Source organism: Bradyrhizobium niftali (assembly GCF_004571025.1).
In the GTDB taxonomy this organism is placed as follows: domain Bacteria; phylum Pseudomonadota; class Alphaproteobacteria; order Rhizobiales; family Xanthobacteraceae; genus Bradyrhizobium; species Bradyrhizobium niftali.
Genome location: NZ_SPQT01000015.1, coordinates 236,245 through 258,850 on the forward strand (window position 1 = coordinate 236,245; position 22,606 = coordinate 258,850).

A 22,606-nucleotide genomic window follows, 5' to 3' on the forward strand; every position below is an offset into this window, starting at 1 on the left:
GAAAAGCAGTTCAACTCTAGGATACATCAGACTGTGGAAGGGTATGGTCGCTAATGGCCCTTCACGACGGTTTGCGCGACGCCTGAATATTTCCGAAGTTGAGGTAGTCCGCACTTCGGCTGCTAACGGCGCTAAAACCGGACGCCACGCGGACAGCCCAATTCGGTCGAGATTGACCCCTAGCCGCGTCGAGCCGCCCTGAGGGGATCTTGGTGGTTGGGCGGGGGCAGGCAGTGTGGCATAATCCACGACGTGGACCCATTAAGTCCATTGCTTCTTTGTCAAAGGAGAATTGTCATGTCCACGTACATGCTTCTCTGCAATTTCACCGAGCAAGGTGTTCGGACCATCAAGGAAATGCCGCAGCGTCGAGCGGCCGCCAGGGAGTTGGGCAAAAAGTTTGGCGTTGACATCAAGGCCGGCTATCTCGCCATGGGAACATATGACCTCATTATCCACACCGAGGCCACCGACGACGAGGCTATGGCCAAGTTTCTCTTATCGCTGGCCGCCATCGGGAACGTACGGACGACTTCGGTCAAGGTGTTCCCGGAAGCGGACGTTGACAAGATCATCGCGGGACTTGCGTAGGCTAAAGCAAATCAAAACAAAGGTCAGTTGTTGGCACGTAGCGTCGGCCAGCGCAGTGACATGTCTGAAGTTGACGGTAGACCGGAAGTGACAAGCCGACCATCAAAACAACGCGAATGCCCCTGAGCGGACATTGGCGATCTGCGCTACGCCTCTCCCAAGGCTCGCGTTCAACAAAGTCCGACCGACGTAATCAAGGTTGCGGACCCGATAGACCCGGCTCGCGCTCGGCCCGGAAAACATTACTATAAAGATTTGCTATCCATTGCCGACCGCTCGAGGTGATATTGAGATAGCGTATCGCGGTCTGAATTTGTGGAGCAACGTTATTCCAATAAAATTGCGGGTACTTGTAGACGACGTCGGCAGGCGTTTCATAGCCGAGCTTTTTGTTTAAACCGATTTCCTCAAACTCGTAGAACAGGGCATTTGACTTTCTCAGGTAGTTGGGATCGCCAAGCTGACCGATAAGATCGGCAGCGCGCAGCAACATACCCTCCTCTTCCATCAGACTGTCGTTTGAGGATTCCGAATAGGGAAAGCGCGTAAATTCTATGGCTCGGGCAATTCGGCTTGCGTCGATCTCTTCGACGTCGTCGAGGCGTTCCAGGACAAACAATTTTGAGCGGTCCACATGATAGGGTGCGAGCGCGGCGTCAGACGCCCCCCGTGGCAGACGAACCATGCGACCAGTTAAATCGGCGACATAGGAATCGTCGTTATCTCCTTGAACCACTCCGCGCACGTACCCGATGTCATGGGTGAGGCACGCCAGAGTAAAATTCGCATAGTCGACGACTGTCGTTGGCCGCAACAGCATTCGTCCCATCAGGATATCGTGCCCGGCAAGCGTAACGAGCATTGAGTGCTCTATGTTGTGATATAGGGCGTCGCTGTTACCAATGCACTCCAATGTGAGCCTGGCCGCGAAGGGAAGAACTTCAGCCAGTCGGGCATGCGAAGAACCAAACCGATCTCGTGTATCTGAAGTCAAAAACGATGCTAAAGTCTGCGCTACCAGTTCTGGAATTGTGATCATCTGAACACCCATCTCAGTGCGCGCCGCGGGCTTTGACATAGCTCCTTCGTTGGGCATCAAATAGCACATCGCTCCACGCTGCGTCGGTAAATGTCACGTCCGTGCGGAACCTGACCTCACCGGTCGGCCGGCGAGACACGTTTGGGGCGGCATCGAACTGACTCTTGGCTAAAAAGAGCACTTCCGAAAATGGCCCATCAGCGAAGTGGCGGCACGCCTCCTTGAGGTCCGTTCAACAGAGCATAGCGGCCTGAATTTGCTCAGGTTGAGTTTTTCGCATTTTGATCCAGATGTATGGTCCGGCGGCAACGGCGTGAGTATCAGCTGCTGACCCACCTACGAACGGAATATCGAGGCGTCACGCTGCCTTGCATTTGTAGTTCCAGCGCGTTCAGCGGCTAAGGCATGCGGCTGGCATGATGGTGCACCAGCAACCACTTGCCACCGCGCTTCTCAAATATGTTCGTCGCAAGCGCCGAAATGTCCAGGACGTCACCGTTCGCACGATGTGCGTACACTTTTTCAACACCTACGACCCAAGCGACGTTGTCTTTGACCGTTACCTGCGGATTGTCCATCACAACAGCGAAGTCTTTGTATCGAACCGGATGGTCCGCATAACTTTTTTGGACGCCCTCCCAACCCAGTATCGGTGCTTTGCTTGCGGGGTGTATGACCGAAACAGATCCGTCCTGGACCCAAGTCGCCTCAATAGCCTTGACGTCGAGCTTGGTAAAGGCCTGTTCGACCTGCGTGTTCGCTGCAAGCACGTCAGCCTTATCATCTGCGCGTGCTGAGACGGCCCCAAATGCCATCAGGAGCAAGGGTATGAGGACGCGACTGAATGGTTTCATATAAGCCCTGCTGAGAAAGACGAATGTGTTTTGCGCTGATCGGGCGCGAGCGGAGCCGATTCCCGTTGCCGCGACGAGGCCCCCGGCTGCGGCACTCCCGAGCAGATGGCGAGAAATTTTGAGTTCAGTCATGATGAGTACCCCCCTTTTTCCTCAGCCCTGGCGGTAAAGGCTACCGCTGTGCCAACCAGTTGAAAAGGGCGTTTGTCGTGGCGCGCTTTGGAGTCAGGAAATGGCCCGTTTGCGAAGTTGCGGCGCGGCCCACGTGGGTCCGCTTAGCAGGGTGAAGCGGACTAGATTTGCTCACAGTGAGTTCTTCGCATGTTGACCCAAACCCGAAGTGATAACCGCATTGAGCGGGCAGTGGCCTATGTTCTTGCCTTTCAGTTCTTTGCAGCGTCGGATACTTCCGAGAATCCGACATGCCGGGCGACAGCCAGTCTCGATCAAGGCGAGCGGCATTGTCGATAGCCGCCACAATACTTGCCTGTAGGAAGGGCACAAGCGGCATAGCAATCCGGTTGCACTAGGCCGACCTTCTCGTAGACCAGAGGATAGCGTTAGTGAGGATTTTCTGGCAGCGCGGGTCCTGCCAGACCGACGCCTCGTGGCCAAGCGCCGAATAGAATACTCGCCCCTCGCCGTAAAATCGTTTCCAGGCGAGCGGCCAACCATAGAAGCGTTGATGCACACCGGCCTTATTGAGGTCCACCGAACTTTGGTCGAGGCGCAAGAGCACGCGTGATCCGCGATAGTCGAAGTCGCTGATCTGGTAGATTTCATCGTTCAACTGCCGAATTCCTCAGAAACGCCACCAGTGGATCTGCAACATCAGCCACCTCGATGGTCACACCCTGATGCCAGGGATGACCGTTGAAGTAGCCGCCGATCAGATCGAGATAGTCTGGCCAAGTGTAGAATGTGTCCGTGGCCGAGTGAACGCCGAGAAAGCCACGGCCCGAGCGCACAAAGTTGAGGAGTGCTATCTTTTGGGCGCCGCTCATCGGAATTTCACCGCTTGTGTAGAACATCACAGCGGCGTACCGCTCGAGGTTTCCGGTCGAAAATTCAGACAGGTCTTCCGTTGTGATGACTTCAAAGGTACCGGAATTCCTTCCAAGCTGCGTCAGGATTGCTTCGGAAAGTGGTATGACGTCGTGCCGATAGCCGGCCGAGTAGGTGAAATAGAGGACACGTTCTGGCGGGCGCTCTTCACGCGCGCCGAGCGGTCGGATTGCCGCCGCGCTGCTGACGAGTGCGATGAAGAGGGCGGGCCCGCTTGTTCGGCATCAGCAAACGCGGCGATCGATACCTGCGGACGCTGATGATTCACGGAGCTCGCGCCGCTTTAAGCCGGGCTACTGGCAAGCAGGATCCGCGAAGCCTCTGGCTCGGCAAGATGCGGCAACGGCGCCATCCCAATGTCGTGGCCGTGGCTCTTGCCAACAAGAATGCGCGGATCGTGTGGGCTATGCTCACAGGCGACGCGGCTTATGAGCCGGCGCTGTCGGTGAAGGCGGCCTGAAGCGAAGCGGCAATCAAGGAAAGGAGGTCTCACCCGGCAATTGCAACAAATGGCAGGAGATGGCGAAACGGTCACCCCCGTCGCTTCCCGAACCTGATGTGTGGACCGGCACGGCTTGCGCCGATGTCTCGGGGCCGTTGAGGTGGAAGCGGGCGAAAACCATCGAGGCTCGCGGCGGAGACGTTGTCCAGCCGCATCAAGAAGCCGGATATACGTCAGCAGTTGTGACCGTCGATCCTGATCAAGCCGGTCGTTGCAATCGGGCGGGGTCCATATACGTCCACACATGGCCCTTAACCGAAGGTCGATTGAGCGTGTGTCATGTCGGCTGTCAGGGGCAAACCGGACGCGGATCCAACTTGGCGTCCACCGCTGCTTTTGACCCGAAGCCGTCATTACGTTATGGCCGGGCGTCTGCCCCAGGCCTGCACAAAAAGCTGATCGATCAGGAGCGTGTCGGGGTCGGCTAGATGCGCGGCCAAGGCGTTTCTGTGAGCGTCAAACTCGGCCTCAGTCAGTCGGCCGTTGGCCAGGATCTTGTCTTTCGTCACGTCCAAGATGCCCAGGCGATGGATGCGACGCGGATCCCCGATCTCAACAGCCCTGACATGCACCTTGGTGCGAATGCCCGTTACGCCGGCCGTACGCAGGAGCCAGGGCAGGGTCCGACCGCTGGTGCCGTCTCCGTTCGTCGACCGAACGGCTTCGCGGTACGCATCATTCAGCACCTGCCACGAGCGATGCTCGGGATGGCAGGCAAACGAGGCTCGATCCCAACTTTCGGTGGCAATGATGCCGCCAGGACGCGCCAACGCGACCATTGAAGCCACGATCGCATGCTGATTTGCGACCGGCACATTGATGAGCACGAGACGCTCATGAACGAGATCGAAAGTGCCCTTTTCCAGCTCCGTGCTAAGCGTGTCTCCTTCGACAAGAGAGACATTCTGCAGGCCGCGCTTGGCGATCTCCGCGCGGGCCATGGCGGCGAAGCGGGGCTCGCGCTCCACTCCTATGACGGTGCCGGTTAGCCCAACACGTTCTGACAACAGATCGAGAACGCCGATTGGCCCGCAGCCGATGTCGGCGACGCGCCAGCCCTTCTCGATGCCGACGTGATCGAGCAGCCACGTCGATTCAGGCTTCAGATCCTCAGCTTGCCCCAGCAGGCGTTCCAGCTCGTTCTGATTGCCTCCAAAGACGTAAGTAGCTGACTGGCAGTTCATGGGTCGCCACCTCCAACGTGCCACGTCCCGAAAGCCGAAGCTTACTGGCGTTTCGGCTCAATGTCACCTGTTGGCCCGTCAGCGAAGTGGCCGCACGTCTCGTTGAAGTCCGCTCAGCGTGCTGGAGCGGACTAGATTTGCTCACGGTGAGTTCTTCTCAGGTTGACCCATCTCGGAAGTCGACGAGCCTAGCCCAGCCGCCGCCAAATGTGCTTTCATGTCCTGCAAACCGAGATCACCAATCTAGGGGCGTTCCTTGATGGACGAACGGGTGGAACGGCGATTGGCAGCGGTGCTGGCGGCTGATGTCGCCGGGTACAGCCGTCTCATGGGGGGCGATGAGGAAGGCACCCTGACCCGGCTCAAGGCGGTCAGGAAGGACCTCGTTGATCCAACCATCGCTGCGCATCGAGGCCGCATCGTCAAAACAACCGGCGACGGGATGCTAGTCGAATTTGCCAGCGCGGTGGATGCGGTGCGCTGTGCGATTGAAGTGCAAGACGGTATGATTGGGCTAAGCGCTGCCGGACTACCCGATACCCAGATCGAATTCCGCATCGGCATCCATGTCGGCGACATTATTTTTGACGACAATGATATATTTGGCGATGGCGTCAACATCGCAGCGCGCCTTGAAGGCCTAGCCGAGCCGGGCGGTGTCTGTATTTCCGACGATACTTATCGTCAGATCCGCGACCGTATTGATGTTGCATTCGACGACAAGGGGGAGATCGCGCTCAAAAACATCGCGCGTCCTGTGCGAGTGTTTGCGTTGGCCGGTGCCAAGTTGCCTTCAACCAAAGTCATCGAACTGGCGCCTCAACTAACCCTACCCGACAAGCCTTCAATCGCGGTACTGCCGTTCCAGAACATGAGCGGCGATCCCGAGCAAGAATTTTTTGCAGATGGGGTGGTCGAGGACATCATCACGGCGCTTTCGAAATTCAAGGCCTTTTTTGTGATCGCCCGCAATTCCAGCTTTACCTACAAGGGCAGGGCTGTCGATATCAAGCAGGTTGGGCGTGAGCTTGGAGTGCGGTACGTGCTCGAAGGCAGCGTCCGCAAGGCCGGCGCTCGCGTACGGATCACAGGGCAGCTTGTAGACGCCGCGACCGGAGCCCATTTGTGGGCGGACCGCTTTGAGGGCACGCTGGACGATATATTTCTTTTGCAGGACGAACTTACGCGGCACGTCGTGGGAGCCATCGAACCAGAAGTCGACCGCGCCGAGATCGAGCGAGCAAGACGAAAGCCGCCCAGCAACATCGATGCGGTTACCGAACTCTATCGTGGACTTCCTCATATCAGTTGGCCGACGACACCGGAAAATAATGACATCGCCCTCCAGCATTTTCGGAATGCGATGGCCCTTGATCCGACGTTTTCGCAGTCATACGGAGCTGCCGCTGTGTGCCTTATGTGGCGACGGGCCAATTATTGGCCAACCGATGTGTCGAGTGACGATGCGGAGCTATCGCGTTTTGCCGACTGCGTCAAAAAACTCGGCACCGATGACGCGCCCACTCTAGTCGGCCTTGGTTGGGCTCTTTTCCATAATCGGGTGGATTGCGAAGCAGCTATCGAAATGGTGGAGCGGGCTGTTCGCTCAAATCCCAGTTTTGGCCAAGCATATAATACGCGAGGATGGCTTCGAGCTTGTGACGGTATGTCGGACGCGGCAATTGCCGATTTTGAGCAGGCAATGCGTTTCAGTCCGCGTGATCCATTCACCTTCGCCACGATGACTGGCCTTGCGCTTGGTCACTTCAACGCTAACCGCTTTGCCGAAGCGGCAGATTGGGCGGATAAATCCATACAAGCATTTCCTTATTTTATTCCCGGGCTCGCAACAGCGGTTGCTTGCCATGTCGAGGCAGGAAGGATGGAAGATGCCCAAAAAGTGAAAGCGCAACTTCTCCGGATTGCGCCCAACTGGCGTCTTCGACCCGGCGGTTCCACCCCGATCCGGTCTATCGACATGATCGCGAAAATGCGCGAGGCGGGTCGCAAGGCGGGAATGCCCGAATAAACACAAGCGGCTTGCAACCGGCTTGTGGTCGGACGTCATCACGTCGTCATTGATGTCGCCGATTGGCCCATTGCTGGCCTGCCGCGCGCAGCCGGTCGAGGACCGCTTGTGACCCACCGGACTTCGAGCCTGCCCAATGCTGGGGCTTAGACTGGGCTCTTGGTGGCTCTCGCTGCATTGCATGAATCTTTTGTGGGCATTTTTTGGACCTCGCGCGATGTCCGCTCCTCGGCGCTATCAGTGGGAAAGCCGACGTAGCGTGGACAAGTCGTTTCGATAGCGTTTCCCTCAGATGCTCTGGAGTTGCTCGACCGGTCCGCTAAGCTGTCCGACGCTTCGGCTTTCGGAGGATCGTGATGAAATGTCTACGCATCTATGCCTCGCCGGATGGCGAGTCCCATTTCGGTGAAGTCGATATCCCAGTAACCATGGCGCCGCTTTTCCCCAACGAAGCGCCGTTTGGGCTTTCGGTTCATTATTCGGCGTCACGCATCCGCTTTGTCCATGTTCCGGCCGGCGTGCGCGAAGCCGGTTGGCACACGCCGCCAGGACGGGTGCTCGCAGTCTGGCTCGACGGCATCGTGGAGTTCGAGACAAGTGATGGGGAGATGCGGCAGGTATCGGCCGGTGGCTTTGTGCTGGTGGAGGACACGCATGGAAAGGGCCATGTCTCACGTCACCCTGTGGACGGCCAGAGCCTCATTCTGATTACGCTGCCAGATGGTTTCGATAAGGCCTCGTAGCGCGCTCCCCAATCCGTTGCGGATATCAAAACGGAAGCACTACGGAAATTCAGGCTGCTAGTTGCGGTGCACGACTCTGCTTTTGACCCCTGAACGGACGTCGGGCCGGAGCAGCGTCTAAAGCCGACTTCGTGTTCGGCCCAGCGGAAATCGACGTCGAAGCCAACCCCGCCTAGGCATTCGATCACTTCGGCGCACGCGGCCATGCTGATCACTCCGGCAGCCCGGCTTTGCGCAGCATCGACGTCATCTCTGCGGCCCACTCGGGTCTACGGGCCTTCATCTGAGCGAACATGTCAGGCGGCTTCTCCAGTGGGCGCATCTGCTCGACAAAGGCCCGCGCTTCATCGAGTCGTTCGAGGGCTGCGCAGCAAATTACCAGCGTCTCCAGCGTGTTCGCCCAGTCGGGTCGAATGCTCAATGCCCGCGTTGCGGTTTGGAGCGCCGCCTCTCGATTTCCGGCAAAGTATTGGGCGAGGGCCAAGCTCCCAAGCCAGACGAAATTTTGCGGATCGAATGGGCTCAGTCGCAGGCCGTGCTCAATTGGGTCGATGGCCTCCACGGCTTTGCCAGCATTGAGGCGCGCAAGACCCAACGCCATGTGGCCAAGGGCAAAGCTCGGGCTCAGCGCTATCGCGGTTTCCGCGGCGAGAATCGCGCGCTCCACCGCGCCAGCAAATACGCTGGTGATGGCCAAGGCATAATGCGCGTAGGGGTTCCGCTCATCGAGCTGAACGGCTTTCAGTGCTGCCTCGGTTCCCTCTCGTAGATCGGCCGCGCGATCATTGCTCCAATCATAGGCGAGGAGCCCTCCGTTGACTCGGCCGAGCCAAAGATGCGCTTCCGGCAGCTTGGGGTCGAGCTTGAGCGCCTCTCGGAACAGCTCTCTGGCGCGGAAGTGGGTTTCACGCCTGACCTGATGGAAATGCCACATACCTTGTCGCACCAAGTCCCACGCGTTGAGATTTTCCGTTCGGCTGATTGCCGCACCTCCCTCGATCTTGAGTAGTTCCGGCTCGATAGCGCCCGCAACGCACTCCGTGATCTCGTCCTGCACGGCGAAGATATCGGTGAGGTCTCGATCATACCGCTCGGCCCAGATGTGTGCTCCAGTAATTGCGTCTATCAGCTGCGCCGTGATGCGGACGCGGTTCGCCGATTTCCGCACGCCGCCTTCGAGCACATAGCGTACCCCCAACTCACGACCCACCTGCTTCACGTCGACCGCGCGGCCCTTGTAGGTGAAGCTCGAGTTTCGAGCGATGACGAAGAGCCAGCGCATCCGCGTCAGCGCCGTGATGATGTCATCTACGATGCCGTCGGCGAAATACTCCTGCTCGGGGTCGCCGCTCATGTTCTGAAACGGCAAGGCTGCGATCGATGGCTTATCCGGTAGCGGCAGGGCCGGCTTGGCTTGCGTGAGGCTACGAGCCAGCCGCAAGTGAAATATGTGTACCGGCCGAGCAATATTCTTGAGCTGTTGCTCGCCAGCATCCTCGAAATTCACATCTAGCCTATCGCGGACCTGGTGATACGCTGCATCCGAAATGCAGATTCCACCGGGCTCCGAAATCCCCTCCAACCGAGCCGCCACATTCACACCATCGCCGAGCAGGTCCTCACCCTCGATCACCACATCACCGAGATGGATGCCTATGCGGAACTCCATCCTCTGCTCCGCAGGGAAATCGGAATTCCGGCTGTCCATCCCGCGCTGAACATCAAGGGCACACCTGACCGCGTCCACCACGGAGGGAAACTCGATGAGAATGCCGTCGCCTGTGGTTTTCACGATCCGGCCGCGATGGAGAGAAACGGCGGGATTGATCAGTTCGCGACGAAGCTTGCGCAGGCGCTTAAGCGTGCCCTCTTCGTCAATACCGGTCAGCCGGGTATAGCCCGCCACATCGGCGGCAAGGATGGCAGCAAGCTTCCGGGGCGCGCTCATGACCCGTCCGAACCGGCTTGGCATTGGGTGTCAGCTTAGCATAGGATCAGCCAGCCAATGCAGTGTTAAACTCTTAAATCGCGCTCGTTCGCGAGGGTCCGGAGGCCGGTTTTTGGCACCTTGAGCCAACCGCACTTAGAATTGCTATCGGCCAGCTGTCAGAATGACGCAATTGACCGTGCGCCCCGAGGGCGCGAACTATCAGTGAGGGAGGTTCTCTCCCGGATAATTGTCGATTGGTCCGGAAGCTGGCAGGCGGCACGGTCGGGTAACTGCCTGGGCCGGAGCCCTGCGACAAAGGCGGCCTTGGGCTGCTGAGCGATCCGATGGGCCGTAACAAAGTGAAGCCCGAGCAGGCCTCGAAAGTTCTAATGCGGATGCCGACCCTCCGGTCATTTGGGGAAGGCCGTACGTGTGGGGAAGTAATCGACACGCGCACCCACGCGATCCGCCGGGGTTTTCGTAGTCACGGGGGAGACCCACGTCAAGGGCGAGGGTAGCGGCCTCAACGTCGCGAAAGGCGGCGGCCATGGTGGGAGTCGGACGGGGCAATAGGAGCGTTGATGCCGGGTAATGCCGGTGGAGCAAAGGGCCCCGACTTCTGGTGCGCTTTTGAAGATGGCGAGGTCCTAGTGATTGGCGATGAGCCTGCAAACACCACTAATGACAGGCGCCGCCGGAGATTGCTGTGTCGAGCGGCGAAGGAGAGTTACTAACCGTGCCAAAGCCGTGTGCCTTGCGGTGAAGCCAGTCGGAAAGCCGGGTGCCGGAAATCGGCACGCCCGGTTTGATGAGCGGGGATGGGAAACGGGGCGTTGGCCATAGGCCCCAAGCTACCGCGCCCATCCTCGACTCTACCATCTCTAACATTGGGCCTAATCGGACATCGGCCGGTTTTTCTGCTAAATTGGCTTCGATTTCCCGGGCCGAGGTGCGTCTTGAGCGAGCGCGTGGAACGGCGATTGGCAGCGGTGCTGGCGGCGGACGTCGCCGGGTATAGCCGCCTGATGACGACTGACGAAGAAGGGACGCTGGCCCGGCTTAAGGCTGTTAGGAAGGCCATCGTTGACCCCGCCATAGCCTCCTATCGAGGCCGCATCGTCAAGACGACTGGGGACGGCATGCTGGTCGAGTTTGCCAGCGCAGTCGATGCGGTGCGCAATGCGGTTGAAGTCCAGCGCAGAATGGCCGAGCAAAATGCCGCCGTGCCGCAGGATCAAAGGATCGAGTTTCGAATCGGCATTAACGTCGGCGACATCATTTTCGATGACAACGACATCTTTGGCGATGGCGTCAACGTTGCTGCCCGCCTCGAGGGTATCGCCGAACCGGGTGGGGTCTGCATGTCCGATGACGCCTATCGGCAGGTCCGGGGCAAGGTCGACATTGCCTATGATGATATGGGGCCGCAGCCCCTCAAGAATATTGCTGAGCCTATGCGCGCGTGGCGGGTTCGGCTGACTGGTCAAACCAGCTCCGTCGTACAATCGGATTCGGCTGTGAGCCAACATCAGACGCTGCCGCTTCCCGACAAGCCGTCTATCGCCGTGCTCCCGTTTCAGAACATGAGCGGCGATCCAGAGCAGGACTACTTCGCGGACGGCATTGTCGAGGACATTATCACGGCACTGTCTCGCTTCAAAACGCTCTTCGTTATCGCCCGCAACTCCAGCTTCACATACAAGGGACGCGCTGTTGATGTGAAGCAGGTTGGGCGCGAGCTTGGGGTGCGCTATGTGTTGGAAGGGAGCGTTCGCAGAGCGGCTAACCGAGTGCGTATCACGGGGCAGCTCGTCGATACTGCTGCTGGCGCGCATCTTTGGGCAAACCGGTTTGATGGCGGGCTAGGCGACATCTTCGATCTTCAGGACCAGGTCACCGAGAGCATTGTCGGAGCGATCGCGCCGGCAGTTGAAAAAGCCGAGATCGAGCGCGCCAAACGCAAGCCGACCGAGAGTCTCGACGCCTATGATCACTATTTGCGGGGTTTGGCCAGCTCTTATCGGATTACTAATCGGCAAGCCAACGAAGAGGCGTTGCGCTTCTTCAATAAGGTGATCAAGCTCGACCCAGGTTTTGCGTCTGCTTACGGTCGTGCCGCCCTTTGCTACGCGTGGGCCAAGACGAACGGCTGGATTTCATTCACACCCACCGAAATTGCCAAAGTGAAGAAGCTCGCTCAGAGGGCGGTTGAGCTGGGAAAAGACGATGTAATCGCCCTTGCTGCGAGCGGATATACATTAGCGTTTGTTGCGCGCGATCTTGGGGGAGGCGCCGCCTTGATTGACCGCGCGCTTGCGTTCAATTCTAATTGGGCGGAGGCATGGTTCTGGGGTGGGTGGGTGAAAAACTGGCTAGGCGAGCCGGAAGCCGCCATCGAGCGCTTCGCACGTGCCATCCGCCTTAATCCGCTCGATCCCTCAATTAGCGGAGTGCGAGCTGGGCTCTCGCATGCCCATTTCTTCCTCGGCCACTATGATGAGGCAGTATCGTGGGCGGCAGTGGCGTTGCAGGATAATCAGGATTTTCAACCTGCGTTACGCATGGAGGCCGCAAGCGGTGCAATGGCCGGTCGATCGGAGCAAGCACATCAGGCGCTACTGCGGCTGCGGCAGATGAATCCCACGTTGCGTGTTTCCAATCTCAAGGATTTGTTGGGACCCTACCGACGCGCCGAAGACATCTCGCGGTACGAAGAAGGATTGAGGAGAGCCGGGCTGCCCGAATGACCATCGCGGGAGGCGGCCGCTAGGTGAGACTCGACTTCCACACATGGCCCCAAATGCGAAGTACCGACCGCATCGAGCAATGTCTGAGTTTGGGGGCGAAGCGGAATATATCTGCTCGCGCAGAGTATTTCGCATCTTGACCCCTTGCAGACATGTGACATCGTCTTGGACACCTACTCAACGACGCGGTCTGCTCGCTGCAAAATGCTCGCGGGTACAGTGATTCCAATAGCTTTTGCTGCCCGCTGATTTACGATCAACGTTCGCTTTCTCATGATTTCAATTGGCAGTTCGGCGGGCTTTGTCCCCTTCAGAACTTTATCCGCAATGATTGACATTCTGGGAAATGTGTCGATCACGCTGGTACCATAGGCGAATAGCCCGCCCGCGGTTCCCTGGCTTCCGGGAAACACGGTTGGCAACTTTCTCTCAGCGGCAATCTCCGCGATGCGCTTTGCATGCGGGAAAACAACCGGCGCTTCGACGATCACGATCGCCTGCACATCGTGCTTCATGATCTCCGCAAAGGCCTCATCCAGTTTCGCTTCGGCGGTCGGGCCCTTGACCCTCACGACGAAAGGCTCGAACCCAACCGCAATTGCTGCGGCGCGATTTTCCCTCTCGATCGGGACGAACCCACTCGCATCGGCTCCGGGCAATGTGTCGTCGCTCAGAATCGCTACCCGTGAGATGCTCGGCACTGCCTCTTTGAGGAGTTCGAATTGCTTTGCGGCTTGCTGCGTGTCGAGACTGGTAATTCCCGTTGCATTGCCGCCCGGACGACTCATGTCACGAGCAAGGCCAAGCGCGATCGGATCAGTAACAATAGTAAACACGATCGGGGTCTTGCTGGTTGCCTTTTGCGCAGCAGCGGTTGCTACCCCGCCGTAGGTCATGATCAGGTCGAGTTCAAGGCGAGCAAGCTCGTCGGCAAAACCGGGATGACGGTCCAACTGCCCCTGAGCCCATCTTGGCTCGAAAGTAATATCGCGACCTTCGACATATCCCAGATTTGCAAAATCTTTGCGGAGTTGATCAAAGAAGACGGCAGCAGTCGTATTCGACATGATTCCAACCCGGAACTGCCGGTTCGGTTGCTGCGCGCTTGCATCTCCGCATGCGACCAAAACAAAGATTGACGCGATTATCCTCCAGCGCAATTTCATGAACGCACCTCTGGCTGATGTTGGTTCCCACCAGCAAACGAATATCGACCCCCGAGGGAAACTTCATCGGATGAATCTGACTCTGCTTGTGGGCCCGAAGACGAACATGGCGACGACGCTTGGCCCGGCAGCGATTGAGGCTGGACCGAACCTCACGGAGACGAAGCGATTGACCCGATGCACTATGGAGCCGGAGAGGCGAGCGGTTTTCCTTTCTCGACAACGTAAGTAGCAATCACTTTCGCGCCGTTCGGTCCGGCTTTTGCATCGTGAATAACACCAGGTGCAAGTTGGTAGCTCTCACCGGACTTTACCGTCTTGTCTGGTTGACCATCGACCATGAGCACCATTTCGCCATCAAGCATAAAGCCTGACTCCGGACCAGGATGCGTGTGGCGCCCAATATTCGCATTGGGCACGACTTCAGCAATTCCAATCACCGTCTCATAGTTCGTGCCGGGCACATCAAACTTCTGTAGTGGCGTTCGCTTTATCGTCGCGGTTTGCTGGGTCGCCGCTGGCAGATGCTGCTAAGCGGCAGCGATACCGGTCATCGCCAACATGACTACGGCGGTGGAAAGTAAGTACCTGACAAGCATTACTTCCTCCAAATACTTGATTGAGAATACCCCAACTTAGCAAATCTCTAGGTTTTTGCCAACGCCGGCTGAGAAGTTCGCAGAATGTGTTGCAGCGGTCGGTTGAACTCGCCCCCAAAAGCGGACGTCACCGCAATAGCAGATAGGCTCCGCCTCGACCGCCCGCCGCGCGAGCGCAGCGAGATACGCGCGCCGCAACTCCCGCAGCGCGCTACCGCCACCAGAAGGGGCGGAGACGTCAACGAATTCAATCGCTGATACGCGCAGCTTCACTCGGACCTCAAATCGAACGTCCCGGGCTGCGGTGATCCGGCGTTGCCGTAAAGGCCATCAGGCGCCGAGCTGCAAATATCGGTTAGCGCCTAATCGTTCCGTTGTGTCCAACCGGCTAGGGTTTGTAGCGAAGCGCTGCAACGAGTGCAGCCAATGCGGGAGGCGTCTGCCTTCTGCTGGGATGATAGAGACAGTAGCCTGGGAAGGTCGGGCACCACTTCTCCAAGATCCGCTTCAGACGCCCAGCTTTTGGCGGCATTCCAAAATTCGCATTGCGAGTTCAACGCGCTCGTTCTGGTGGGGCACGACAGGCATTCCGACGGTCTCCCCTATAGGACCATCGAAAGCCAGAAAAATTTAAACTAGGCCACCACTACTTTCAAACTAGGCCACCGCGCTCAAAACAGGCCAGCACCCGAAAAGCTATGGGAACGTACCGGCAACTGAGAACTCCGCCTGCGTCGGCTGATGGATCAAAAGCAGCGGTGGACGCCAAGTTGGATCGGCGTCCGGTTTGCCCCTGACAGCCGACATGACACGCGCTCAATCGACCTTCGGTTAAGGGCCATGAAGAGACACGCGCAGAGATGCACCGCATTTTGGTACGGTCTAACGGACCGAAGGTGCAACACTCACGCACCGCGCGCACTCGGCTATTTCGAGTTGGCGCCGATATCGAACGTCCTGATAGGATCTATCGGACCTCGCCGGAGGTGAAACGGTAGTTCAAACCAACACGCAATAGCTGGCCTCGCGTGCTTTGATCCAGCGTCGCGAACGCCCCTGGCAATCCCACGCTGTCAGACGGCAGTGCCACTGACGTCCTGTTGCCAAGATCATAGTAGAGGTATTCGAATTTCGCCGACCATTGGTCCATGCCAACTTCAACGCCAGCACCTGCGGTCCAGCCAACCTGCATCCCAGATCGCGCCGACGAAAAGTTTTGCGTGAGATCATCGGTGTTGCGAATAAAAAGAGAATCTTCGATGTGACCGTATGCTAGGCCGCCTGTTCCGTAGAGCATCACATTATTTGAGACTACGCCGAATCGAGCACGGGTTGTCCCGAGGACGTTCAAGCGTTGCGTTAGGGTCGTCGCGATGATCGGCGCAAACGACGATGCGATACCAGTCATGGTTTCACTGCTTTTTGCAGCTGTGACTGATAGATCGCTTTCGACACCTACCAACCAAATACCAGTTTGGAAGTTGTAACCGATTTGACCGCCGCCAATGAAGCCGAAGCCATTTTGCGGTTTGGGAAGTAAGAGAATGCCGGCATCGATGACGGATCCAATGACGCCGTTCGGATCGGTAAAGGTTGTCGTTGGTATCGTGCGAATGTCGTTATAGCCCCCGCTGAGACCCGCATAGAAGCCAGTCCAACTATAAATCATGCGGCTTGGGGGTATCTTTACAGGCAGGTCTGCTGCCCAAGAAGGCGTGAAAGTTGAAACTACTAGAAGAAGGCTAACTGCGCGAAACATCAGTGGCTCCATCGGTAAACGAAGCGACTTTCGCAGGCTGAATTTGTTTGGTTGACTCTAAACTACGGGTTGAACCTGCATGCGCTTCTATCGTCGGTGCCCCTGGGCAAGCTGGGCTTCTGTGGTTAATAAATAGTTAACCGTAAGCGCGAGTAACGAATATTGGTCCAGCAGTCGACGCTGTGGACCGTGGACAGGCGAATGTCCAATTCGGGTCAATCGCGTCGGTTTGGCGATCAGCCGCGCACTTCCGGTCCTCCTCGATGAACCGACATTGTCAGCGTCGGTGGACAGCCGCCGCACAAAAGAACAGCCGCCCGAAGGCGGCTAGTCGTTCTCTCCGATGAAAGGAACTTGGAAGCAACTCTCCCAGCCGCCGGTGACCAAGCGAACGTTGTCACGCAGCGAGCCAATGTCCCTTGTGAATATCGAACTTCACGACGCCGTCGTCACGCATCTTCAACAGGAGCGATTGGCAGTCGTCCTGATGCTTTATGTTCACGCGCTTCATGATTTCGAAAGCCTTTAAAGGCTTCTCGCGAAGGGCAATTAGAATCTTTTCTCGATCAGTCATTGGGGTTCCTTGCGTCGGCATCGGCGACGGTACGCGTTGTACAGATCGTCTGCAACGGGTGCGTTCGCTTGACGAGGTCCGTTCCGGATCGATCGCGTCACTTTGGCCGCGTACCGCTCTCTTCCGGTTCACCCCTGTGAACGGACATCGTCAAACCGCCCCGGCATGTCTCAAACGGGCCATCAGCGGATATTCCGGCTGTTTCATAACGTTGCGGGATCGGATGCCCGCGACACGTCGGATACTTCGCCGACGAACTGAGCGACGTTTGAATGGCCAAATGGCGGGATTTCTGATTCACGCCTGTGAAGAATACCGCCGATGCCGCACGAAGATTGCTAGACCCGTAGGCCGCGCTAGGGTTTTAGTGACGCCAGATAGGCGCTGATCGAAATCAGATCATCCTCAGTCAAGTTAGTGACGGCATTGGACATCAGCGGGCTCCATGCTCCGGTCCGCACTCCGTGCTGAAACTCGTACAGCTGGCGAGTGATATAACTCGGCGAACGGCCCGCTAGGGGCGGGATCGGACCGAGCCCGTGCAGCGTTGGCCCGTGGCAAACACCGCAAGACACCGCCTTGCCGCCGCCGCTCGCGACCAGCGCTTCTCCTTTTTTGACCGCGCCGGGCGGTACATAGGCAATGAACCGGGCGCGACTATCACGATTCTCGAACTGCGCGAGATCTTCGGGCACCTCGATAATACGGCTTCCGATCGGTTCCTTCTCCCCATTACCAAGATCGGCGAGGAACCATCCGGCGACGAAAGTCTTCGGCACGACATCCGTTTCCACGACGCGGATGCGCTCGCGCGGTTTTAGTGACGAAAAATACGCCGCCGCTACCGCGATTTCGGAATCACTTACGCTTTTCGCAAGCGAGATCATCAGCGTTTGCGGAGCGCGATTTTGCACCGCCGTCGTTCTCATTCCGTTTTTGTAGTCTGCCATCTGTTGAATAATGTAGCTCGCTGGCAGTCCGGCGAGGTCAGCATTTTCCGGACCGCCTTGACCATTCGCCCTATGACAAAAACCGCAAGCGAACACGTCGGGCTTCCTCCCGTGCGCAACGATATCGGGAAGCGCAGGATGGTCTTCGGGATGCCAGACCGGTGCCAGAAATAGATCTCGGGTTTGCGGAACCGTATAGGACGCGCCGCTGTCCGGAACCGATCGTGGCTTGCCATCGTCGAGCGCCGGTTTGAAGCCGGGCGGATTGACCGGATAGGCCCACGCGGGCGGACCTTCGCTGCGTGCCGGTTGAACGGCAAGCGCGACAATGGGCAACAGTAGGATAGCTGCGAGCATGCGCATCTTATCCCCCACCGTTCTGACGCCTGGTTCAAAAACGTATTACATCGTGTCGCCTACGACAACTTCGAATCCTGAGTAACCAGTTCGGGTAGCTTCTGATCCAGCCGCAAGAGGCCCTTGTCGATGGCAATGCCGACGAGAATGGACAACACGCTCTTCGTCGCCGAATGCACCGGCCATTGCACGTCGGGCGAATTGTTGGCGTGGTATTCATGAAGGATGCAGTTGCCGCGCGCCAGCACCAGCGCCCTGGCCGACGGGCATTGCCCGGCGATTGTCGCCGAGAGCTTGGCAAGTGTTTCCGCCGTCGATGCAGTGGCCTGCTGTGCCCTGGTCTGGCGGGCCGGAAACCCTGCGGCAATGAATAGCGAGATGCCGATTGCCGCCATAAAAGGTCGCGCGCTGCCCATCGCCCTTCCCCCGCCGTTCGGTTCGTACCGCCTCTTGATTGCCGAGGATGGGATGGTCCGGCCGTGCTCCAGCCCTGCCAGCGAGCCAAACTGGTAAGGGCACCGAAGACAAGGGAGTATGCCATGTCCCAGACAACTCAACGGCAAGATCGCCGCGATCGGCATCGATATCGGCAAGAATTCGTTCCACATTGTCGGCCAAGATCGGCGTGGAGCCCTAGTACTGCGCCAGAAGTGGTCGCGCGGCCAGGTGGAAGCGCGGCTTGCCAACCTGCCGCCGTGCCTCATCGGCATGGAGGCCTGCACCGGGGCGCATCATCTCAGTCGCAAACTTCAGGCGCTTGGTCACGACGCCCGGCTGATGCCGGCGAAATACGTGCGGCCGTATAGCAAAGGTGACAAGAATGACTATCGCGATGCTGAAGCGATCGCCGAGGCCGTGCAGCGCCCAACCATGAAGTTCGTGGCGACCAAGACCTCCGACCAGCTCGACCTGCAGGCGCTGCACCGCGTGCGTGAACGGTTGGTCAGTCAACGGACCGGCATCATTAATCAGATCCGGGCCTTTCTGCTGGAGCGCGGCATTGCCGTACGGCAGGGACTGCGTTTCCTGCGCATTGAGCTTCCGGGCATCCTGGCGTCGCGCACCGATGTCATCTCCCATCGCATGGTGCGCATCCTCGAAGACCTGTCAGTAGACTGGCGTTGCCTCGATACGCGAATCGAGGGCCTCACCAGCGAGATTGAAATGCTTGCCCATCAAGATCAGCACTGCGAGCGCCTAATGACGGTGCCCGGCATTGGCCCGATCATCTCGAGTGCGATGGTGGCCGCGATCGGCACCGGCGATGTGTTCTCCAAGGGCCGCGACTTCGGCGCCTGGCTCGGGCTGGTCCCGAAACAGATCTCGACGGGAGACCGCACGATCCTCGGCAGCATATCAAAGCGCGGCAATCGCTATCTGCGCGTCCTCTTCGTTCAGGCAGCCTGGGTCGTGCTGGTCAAGCTCGGGCCGGAGCATTGGGAACGCTATGGGCTCAAGTCTTGGATCGAGGCGGCGAAGAGGCGACTCCACCACAACGTGCTCGCCATTGCGCTGGCCAACAAACTCGCCCGCATCGCCTGGGCGGTTCTCAACAAGGGACGCGCCTTCGCGTGCATCAAGACCGACGCGATGGCGTCCCGTCCAGCGTGATCCTCGACGTCGTGCTCGGGCCCGTCAAGGCGTGGCCTGGCAGCAGGACAAGAGAGGCAAGACAAGCGCGACGGCCAACCTTGACGACCCCTGTGCGCGACGCGAAGCCACGCGCAGGCCGGGACGAAGGAACGGTCCTCGGCGCAAACAAAGGAACAGCATAACAGGAGGAGCTATTGATGATTTAGCCAACAGCTTTTACCCGCCAAGGTCTGCGAGAGGATGAGTAGAGATGGAGGATCGGTCTTCCCGGCGCTTGCGAACACTGGTGACCCAACTAGCCCGTTCGAGGCCTATCCGAGAATCAGGTCGCATGCGCGCTGATATCCATGGTGGCCCGGAGCACACGCTCTAATCAGAGGCCGGATACAGTATTGCAAGACCGCGTCAACCAGGTCGACGAAACCTCTTGCACCGCGCGGCCGGACCATACAGTTGGGTCAAAAGCGGCGGTCGAGGCAAGCGCGGCTCGGCGACCGGTTTACCACGAACAGCCGACATCACGATGGCTTAAGCGCTCTTCGGCCTAGGGGCCGATTCCGTTGAAAAAGGCCGGAAGTAGTTCGTTGTAACGGTGCGAGCGCCGATGCGGCCGAAGGGCTCACCAGCTCTTATGCGAGCCTTGGGGTTGGCATTGGGATCAGCTTGGCCATTTTGCGGATGTTCTGGGCGGTGGCTGCGAGGGTGAACTCGTCGCGCGCGCCGTTCGGACCTCTTAGTCGCAGGCGATCGAGCTTGAGAATGCGCTTGAGGTGCGCGAACAGCATCTCGATCTTCTTGCGGAGCCGGCGAGAAGTGCGGCCCTCCCATGATCTTGCGATCTGGCGCGCCATGTCGCGAGCGCCCTCGTAGATCGAGTGTGGCATCCTCCGTGAGGCCTGCGTGGGACAGCACCGGAGCTTCAATGCGCAGCGATCACAATCGCGCTTGCTGGCGAGGTAAAGCATGGTGGCACCATCATTCACCAGCGTTCCGGTCGTGGTCAGAACTTTGCCATCGGGGCAACGATAGACGTCTCCGGTATGGTCATAGGTAAAGTCGTCGCGCGAGAAGATCCCGTCTGTGCGCGCCGACTTGTCGAACACTGTAACGTGTGGCTCGATGCCGTGCTCATAGAGCAACCAGGCGAGCATCTCGGCCGAGCCATAACCGCTGTCGCCGAGGAGCCGGCTTGGATAGAGATCGAACCGTTCGAGCGAGCGCTCAATCATGCGCTTGGCAGCCAGCACCTCCGCCTGCCGGATCGCCGTCGTCGCCTCAACATCGATGATGATAGCGTTCTCGACGTCGATCAGGTAGTTCGTGGAGTAGGCGAAGAAGGCTTGGCCACCGTGAGCCCCGGTCCAGCGCGCCGCCGGGTCGGAGGGCGACACGAACTTCGGGGGGACTTCGGTCGCTGCCCCGAAGGCTGCATCGTCGAGGACAGCTAGATACTCATCGATGGCTCGTCCGGCAGCCGCCGGCGAAAGTCCCTTGTCGCCTTCGATGCCCTTCTGCCGATTGGCATCGGCCTTGATCAGGCTCGCATCGACTGCAAACCCTTCACCGCCGACCAGCCGCTCCTCGATGCAGCGGCGCAACACGCACTCGAACACGCGTCGGAAGAGATCGCTTTGCCGGAAGCGGCCGTGCCTGTTCTTGGAGAACGTCGAGTGATCCGGCACCGCCCCGTCGAGACTGAGCCGGCAGAACCACCGGTCGGCCAAATTAAGGTGAACTTCATCGCACAGGCGCCGCTCTGATCGGATGCCGAAGCAGTAACCGATCAGCAGCATCCGGATCATGAGCTCCGGATCGATCGAAGGCCGACCGATGTTGCTGTAGAAAGGTGCCAGGTCCCGCTTGATCTCTTCGAGGTCAACAAACCTGTCGATCGACCTGAGCAGGTGATCGGCGGGAATATGCTTCTCAAGTGAGAACTCGTAGAACAAAGCGGCCTGCTCGACTTGCCGATGCCCCATCATGATCTTCAGTCCTGCCAACTAGACAGACTGAATCACTGATCTATCTGCGTCGCAACAGCCGCCTTTTTCAACAGAATCGGCCACTTTCAGACATGGCTCGCTTGCTTCCTCTCCGAGATGGCAACGGCCCGGTTTGGTGAGGAGCATGCTTTCCCAAGAGGTTTGGCTCTCACCAAATCCCCGGAATGAGCCGCCAACGGACCGCGCGGCGTAATCCGAATAGCCCGCAAGCTCCACCTGAAGAATTCGATCCTCTGTGATAGCGCGATAGAGCAGAAACGGCAGGCTGAAGATCACAACGAGCGCGGCAGCGAGCCAAGATCCGAGTGCGGGTCCGCTTGCTGCTATAATCAGAGTCCCGGCGGTGTATCCGGGATGGCGGACGAAGGCGTAGGGCGACGTGCTGGCCGCGGTCGGTCTGGATGCGAATGACTGACGAGAAAAGCCGGTTCACGCGCATAGCCCATAGTGCCAGGGCGTAACCGGACCCGACCGTTAACAGGCAAATGCCTTGCAGCCTGCCGGGCACGTCGTCGCTCCAATGGAAACGGCCACGGTCGAGTCCGGCAACGATCCAATGCATGAACAGAACGAGCGAGAAGCCCCTCAACCCGAGCGGCGGCTTCTTGCCGCCCGGCCGCATGCGTTCGCGCAGGAGGTCCGGATCGAGCGCCGCGAACGAAACGATCATGACGACGGCGAAGATTGCGAAATACGCCCAAAAGCCCGGGATGGCGACCGTGCCGGCTGCTGCGAACAATGCGGCGGCCGCCGCGACCACGAACAAGCCTGCCTTGAGGTAAGCCGAGACTGGCATCCGCTACTTCACCATTTCAGAGGAAGCGAAGTGGTGCCACACATGACCCTAGATCCACCGGTGTTGGTGCCGCTGAACAAAGTGTCTTGGTAGGCCATCATTCCCTCGGGACCGAGCGCCGCGCC

19 protein-coding genes and 1 pseudogene are annotated in these 22,606 nt (G+C 58.4%); 6 read left to right on the forward strand and 14 right to left on the reverse strand.

Going from position 1 to position 22,606, the window contains the following annotated elements:
- Nucleotides 1–297: 297 nt before the first annotated feature.
- Nucleotides 298–591: a GYD domain-containing protein gene (locus E4K65_RS25235; protein ID WP_027548304.1), complete on the forward strand. Its 294-nt coding sequence runs from the start codon at nucleotides 298–300 to the stop codon at nucleotides 589–591.
- Between the two features lie 193 nt (nucleotides 592–784).
- Here E4K65_RS25235 and E4K65_RS25240 read toward each other — a convergent pair whose 3' ends face one another.
- From E4K65_RS25240 to E4K65_RS49540, 4 genes are all read right to left on the reverse strand, one after another.
- The gene (locus tag E4K65_RS25240) at nucleotides 785–1,630 is read right to left on the reverse strand and encodes a metal-dependent phosphohydrolase (RefSeq protein WP_135176459.1); all 846 of its coding nucleotides are present in this window, start codon (nucleotides 1,628–1,630) and stop codon (nucleotides 785–787) included.
- Nucleotides 1,631–2,028: 398 nt separating this feature from the next.
- Nucleotides 2,029–2,616, reverse strand: a complete 588-nt coding sequence (locus tag E4K65_RS25245; protein ID WP_135176425.1) for a YybH family protein — start codon at nucleotides 2,614–2,616, stop codon at nucleotides 2,029–2,031.
- A gap of 394 nt (nucleotides 2,617–3,010) precedes the next feature.
- Nucleotides 3,011–3,274 carry a ThuA domain-containing protein gene (locus E4K65_RS49535; RefSeq protein ID WP_283813881.1) on the reverse strand — a complete coding sequence of 88 codons (264 nt, stop codon included), beginning with the start codon at nucleotides 3,272–3,274 and terminating at the stop codon, nucleotides 3,011–3,013.
- Nucleotides 3,264–3,746: a ThuA domain-containing protein gene (locus E4K65_RS49540; RefSeq protein WP_347340968.1), complete on the reverse strand. Its 483-nt coding sequence runs from the start codon at nucleotides 3,744–3,746 to the stop codon at nucleotides 3,264–3,266. The genes E4K65_RS49535 and E4K65_RS49540 overlap by 11 nt, the downstream gene beginning before the upstream one ends.
- 5 nt (nucleotides 3,747–3,751) lie before the next feature.
- On the opposite strand from E4K65_RS49540, the pseudogene E4K65_RS25255 reads away from it, so the two are divergent.
- Nucleotides 3,752–4,009 (forward strand): annotated as a pseudogene (locus E4K65_RS25255) (IS110 family transposase); the annotation flags it as partial.
- A 395-nt stretch (nucleotides 4,010–4,404) separates the two neighbouring features.
- Here the strand turns inward: E4K65_RS25255 and E4K65_RS25260 are convergent.
- The gene (locus E4K65_RS25260) at nucleotides 4,405–5,235 is read right to left on the reverse strand and encodes a class I SAM-dependent methyltransferase (protein ID WP_135176426.1); all 831 of its coding nucleotides are present in this window, start codon (nucleotides 5,233–5,235) and stop codon (nucleotides 4,405–4,407) included.
- Nucleotides 5,236–5,494: 259 nt separating this feature from the next.
- Here E4K65_RS25260 and E4K65_RS25265 point away from each other — a divergent pair, with 259 nt between their 5' ends.
- Nucleotides 5,495–7,264: an adenylate/guanylate cyclase domain-containing protein gene (locus tag E4K65_RS25265; RefSeq protein WP_235885717.1), complete on the forward strand. Its 1,770-nt coding sequence runs from the start codon at nucleotides 5,495–5,497 to the stop codon at nucleotides 7,262–7,264.
- Nucleotides 7,265–7,620: 356 nt separating this feature from the next.
- Complete coding sequence (locus E4K65_RS25270; RefSeq protein WP_135176427.1) at nucleotides 7,621–8,007, forward strand: cupin domain-containing protein; 387 nt, start codon at nucleotides 7,621–7,623, stop codon at nucleotides 8,005–8,007.
- 211 nt (nucleotides 8,008–8,218) lie between these two features.
- On the opposite strand, the gene E4K65_RS25275 is transcribed toward E4K65_RS25270, so the two are convergent.
- On the reverse strand, nucleotides 8,219–9,955 hold the full coding sequence (locus E4K65_RS25275) for an adenylate/guanylate cyclase domain-containing protein (RefSeq protein ID WP_167771115.1): 1,737 nt from the start codon (nucleotides 9,953–9,955) through the stop codon (nucleotides 8,219–8,221).
- 938 nt (nucleotides 9,956–10,893) lie between these two features.
- Between E4K65_RS25275 and E4K65_RS25280 the strand changes: the two genes are divergently transcribed.
- Nucleotides 10,894–12,684, forward strand: coding sequence for an adenylate/guanylate cyclase domain-containing protein (locus E4K65_RS25280; RefSeq protein ID WP_283813882.1), 1,791 nt, complete (start codon nucleotides 10,894–10,896; stop codon nucleotides 12,682–12,684).
- A 173-nt stretch (nucleotides 12,685–12,857) separates the two neighbouring features.
- On the opposite strand, the gene E4K65_RS25285 is transcribed toward E4K65_RS25280, so the two are convergent.
- The 6 genes from E4K65_RS25285 to E4K65_RS25310 all read right to left on the reverse strand — a co-directional run bounded on the left by E4K65_RS25285 (nucleotide 12,858) and on the right by E4K65_RS25310 (nucleotide 18,505).
- Nucleotides 12,858–13,850 (reverse strand): ABC transporter substrate-binding protein, encoded by a 993-nt coding sequence (locus tag E4K65_RS25285; protein WP_135176430.1) that lies wholly within the window; start codon nucleotides 13,848–13,850, stop codon nucleotides 12,858–12,860.
- Nucleotides 13,851–14,032: 182 nt separating this feature from the next.
- Complete coding sequence (locus E4K65_RS25290) at nucleotides 14,033–14,374, reverse strand: cupin domain-containing protein (protein ID WP_135176431.1); 342 nt, start codon at nucleotides 14,372–14,374, stop codon at nucleotides 14,033–14,035.
- Between the two features lie 1,042 nt (nucleotides 14,375–15,416).
- Entirely contained in the window at nucleotides 15,417–16,208 is a 792-nt protein-coding gene (locus E4K65_RS25300) for an outer membrane protein (RefSeq protein WP_167771116.1), read from the reverse strand.
- Between the two features lie 397 nt (nucleotides 16,209–16,605).
- A complete protein-coding gene (locus tag E4K65_RS47455; protein WP_167771117.1) occupies nucleotides 16,606–16,782 on the reverse strand; it encodes a hypothetical protein in 177 nt (58 codons plus the stop codon).
- Nucleotides 16,783–17,138: 356 nt separating this feature from the next.
- Nucleotides 17,139–18,095, reverse strand: coding sequence for a c-type cytochrome (locus E4K65_RS25305; RefSeq protein WP_235885718.1), 957 nt, complete (start codon nucleotides 18,093–18,095; stop codon nucleotides 17,139–17,141).
- Nucleotides 18,096–18,148: 53 nt separating this feature from the next.
- Nucleotides 18,149–18,505 (reverse strand): serine hydrolase domain-containing protein, encoded by a 357-nt coding sequence (locus E4K65_RS25310; RefSeq protein WP_167771118.1) that lies wholly within the window; start codon nucleotides 18,503–18,505, stop codon nucleotides 18,149–18,151.
- Nucleotides 18,506–18,623: 118 nt separating this feature from the next.
- Between E4K65_RS25310 and E4K65_RS25315 the strand changes: the two genes are divergently transcribed.
- Nucleotides 18,624–19,700: an IS110 family RNA-guided transposase gene (locus tag E4K65_RS25315; RefSeq protein ID WP_135176434.1), complete on the forward strand. Its 1,077-nt coding sequence runs from the start codon at nucleotides 18,624–18,626 to the stop codon at nucleotides 19,698–19,700.
- A gap of 611 nt (nucleotides 19,701–20,311) precedes the next feature.
- Here the strand turns inward: E4K65_RS25315 and E4K65_RS25320 are convergent.
- Together E4K65_RS25320 and E4K65_RS48785 are read right to left on the reverse strand one after the other, a co-directional pair.
- Nucleotides 20,312–21,664, reverse strand: a complete 1,353-nt coding sequence (locus E4K65_RS25320) for a transposase (RefSeq protein WP_135176435.1) — start codon at nucleotides 21,662–21,664, stop codon at nucleotides 20,312–20,314.
- Between the two features lie 169 nt (nucleotides 21,665–21,833).
- Nucleotides 21,834–22,481, reverse strand: coding sequence for a hypothetical protein (locus tag E4K65_RS48785; protein WP_235885719.1), 648 nt, complete (start codon nucleotides 22,479–22,481; stop codon nucleotides 21,834–21,836).
- Between the last annotated feature and the right edge of the window lie 125 nt (nucleotides 22,482–22,606).

What these genes read in the sequence shown, in the direction of transcription:
- E4K65_RS25235 (WP_027548304.1), top strand. Translation starts at nt 298, where the DNA reads ATGTCCACGTACATGCTTCTCTGCAATTTCACCGAGCAAGGTGTTCGG.
- E4K65_RS25240 (WP_135176459.1), bottom strand. Translation starts at nt 1,630, where the DNA reads ATGATCACAATTCCAGAACTGGTAGCGCAGACTTTAGCATCGTTTTTG.
- E4K65_RS25245 (WP_135176425.1), bottom strand. Translation starts at nt 2,616, where the DNA reads ATGACTGAACTCAAAATTTCTCGCCATCTGCTCGGGAGTGCCGCAGCC.
- E4K65_RS25260 (WP_135176426.1), bottom strand. Translation starts at nt 5,235, where the DNA reads ATGAACTGCCAGTCAGCTACTTACGTCTTTGGAGGCAATCAGAACGAG.
- E4K65_RS25265 (WP_235885717.1), top strand. Translation starts at nt 5,495, where the DNA reads ATGGACGAACGGGTGGAACGGCGATTGGCAGCGGTGCTGGCGGCTGAT.
- E4K65_RS25270 (WP_135176427.1), top strand. Translation starts at nt 7,621, where the DNA reads ATGAAATGTCTACGCATCTATGCCTCGCCGGATGGCGAGTCCCATTTC.
- E4K65_RS25275 (WP_167771115.1), bottom strand. Translation starts at nt 9,955, where the DNA reads ATGAGCGCGCCCCGGAAGCTTGCTGCCATCCTTGCCGCCGATGTGGCG.
- E4K65_RS25285 (WP_135176430.1), bottom strand. Translation starts at nt 13,850, where the DNA reads ATGAAATTGCGCTGGAGGATAATCGCGTCAATCTTTGTTTTGGTCGCA.
- E4K65_RS25300 (WP_167771116.1), bottom strand. Translation starts at nt 16,208, where the DNA reads ATGTTTCGCGCAGTTAGCCTTCTTCTAGTAGTTTCAACTTTCACGCCT.
- E4K65_RS47455 (WP_167771117.1), bottom strand. Translation starts at nt 16,782, where the DNA reads ATGACTGATCGAGAAAAGATTCTAATTGCCCTTCGCGAGAAGCCTTTA.
- E4K65_RS25305 (WP_235885718.1), bottom strand. Translation starts at nt 18,095, where the DNA reads ATGCGCATGCTCGCAGCTATCCTACTGTTGCCCATTGTCGCGCTTGCC.
- E4K65_RS25310 (WP_167771118.1), bottom strand. Translation starts at nt 18,505, where the DNA reads ATGGGCAGCGCGCGACCTTTTATGGCGGCAATCGGCATCTCGCTATTC.
- E4K65_RS25315 (WP_135176434.1), top strand. Translation starts at nt 18,624, where the DNA reads ATGCCATGTCCCAGACAACTCAACGGCAAGATCGCCGCGATCGGCATC.
- E4K65_RS25320 (WP_135176435.1), bottom strand. Translation starts at nt 21,664, where the DNA reads ATGATGGGGCATCGGCAAGTCGAGCAGGCCGCTTTGTTCTACGAGTTC.
- E4K65_RS48785 (WP_235885719.1), bottom strand. Translation starts at nt 22,481, where the DNA reads ATGCCAGTCTCGGCTTACCTCAAGGCAGGCTTGTTCGTGGTCGCGGCG.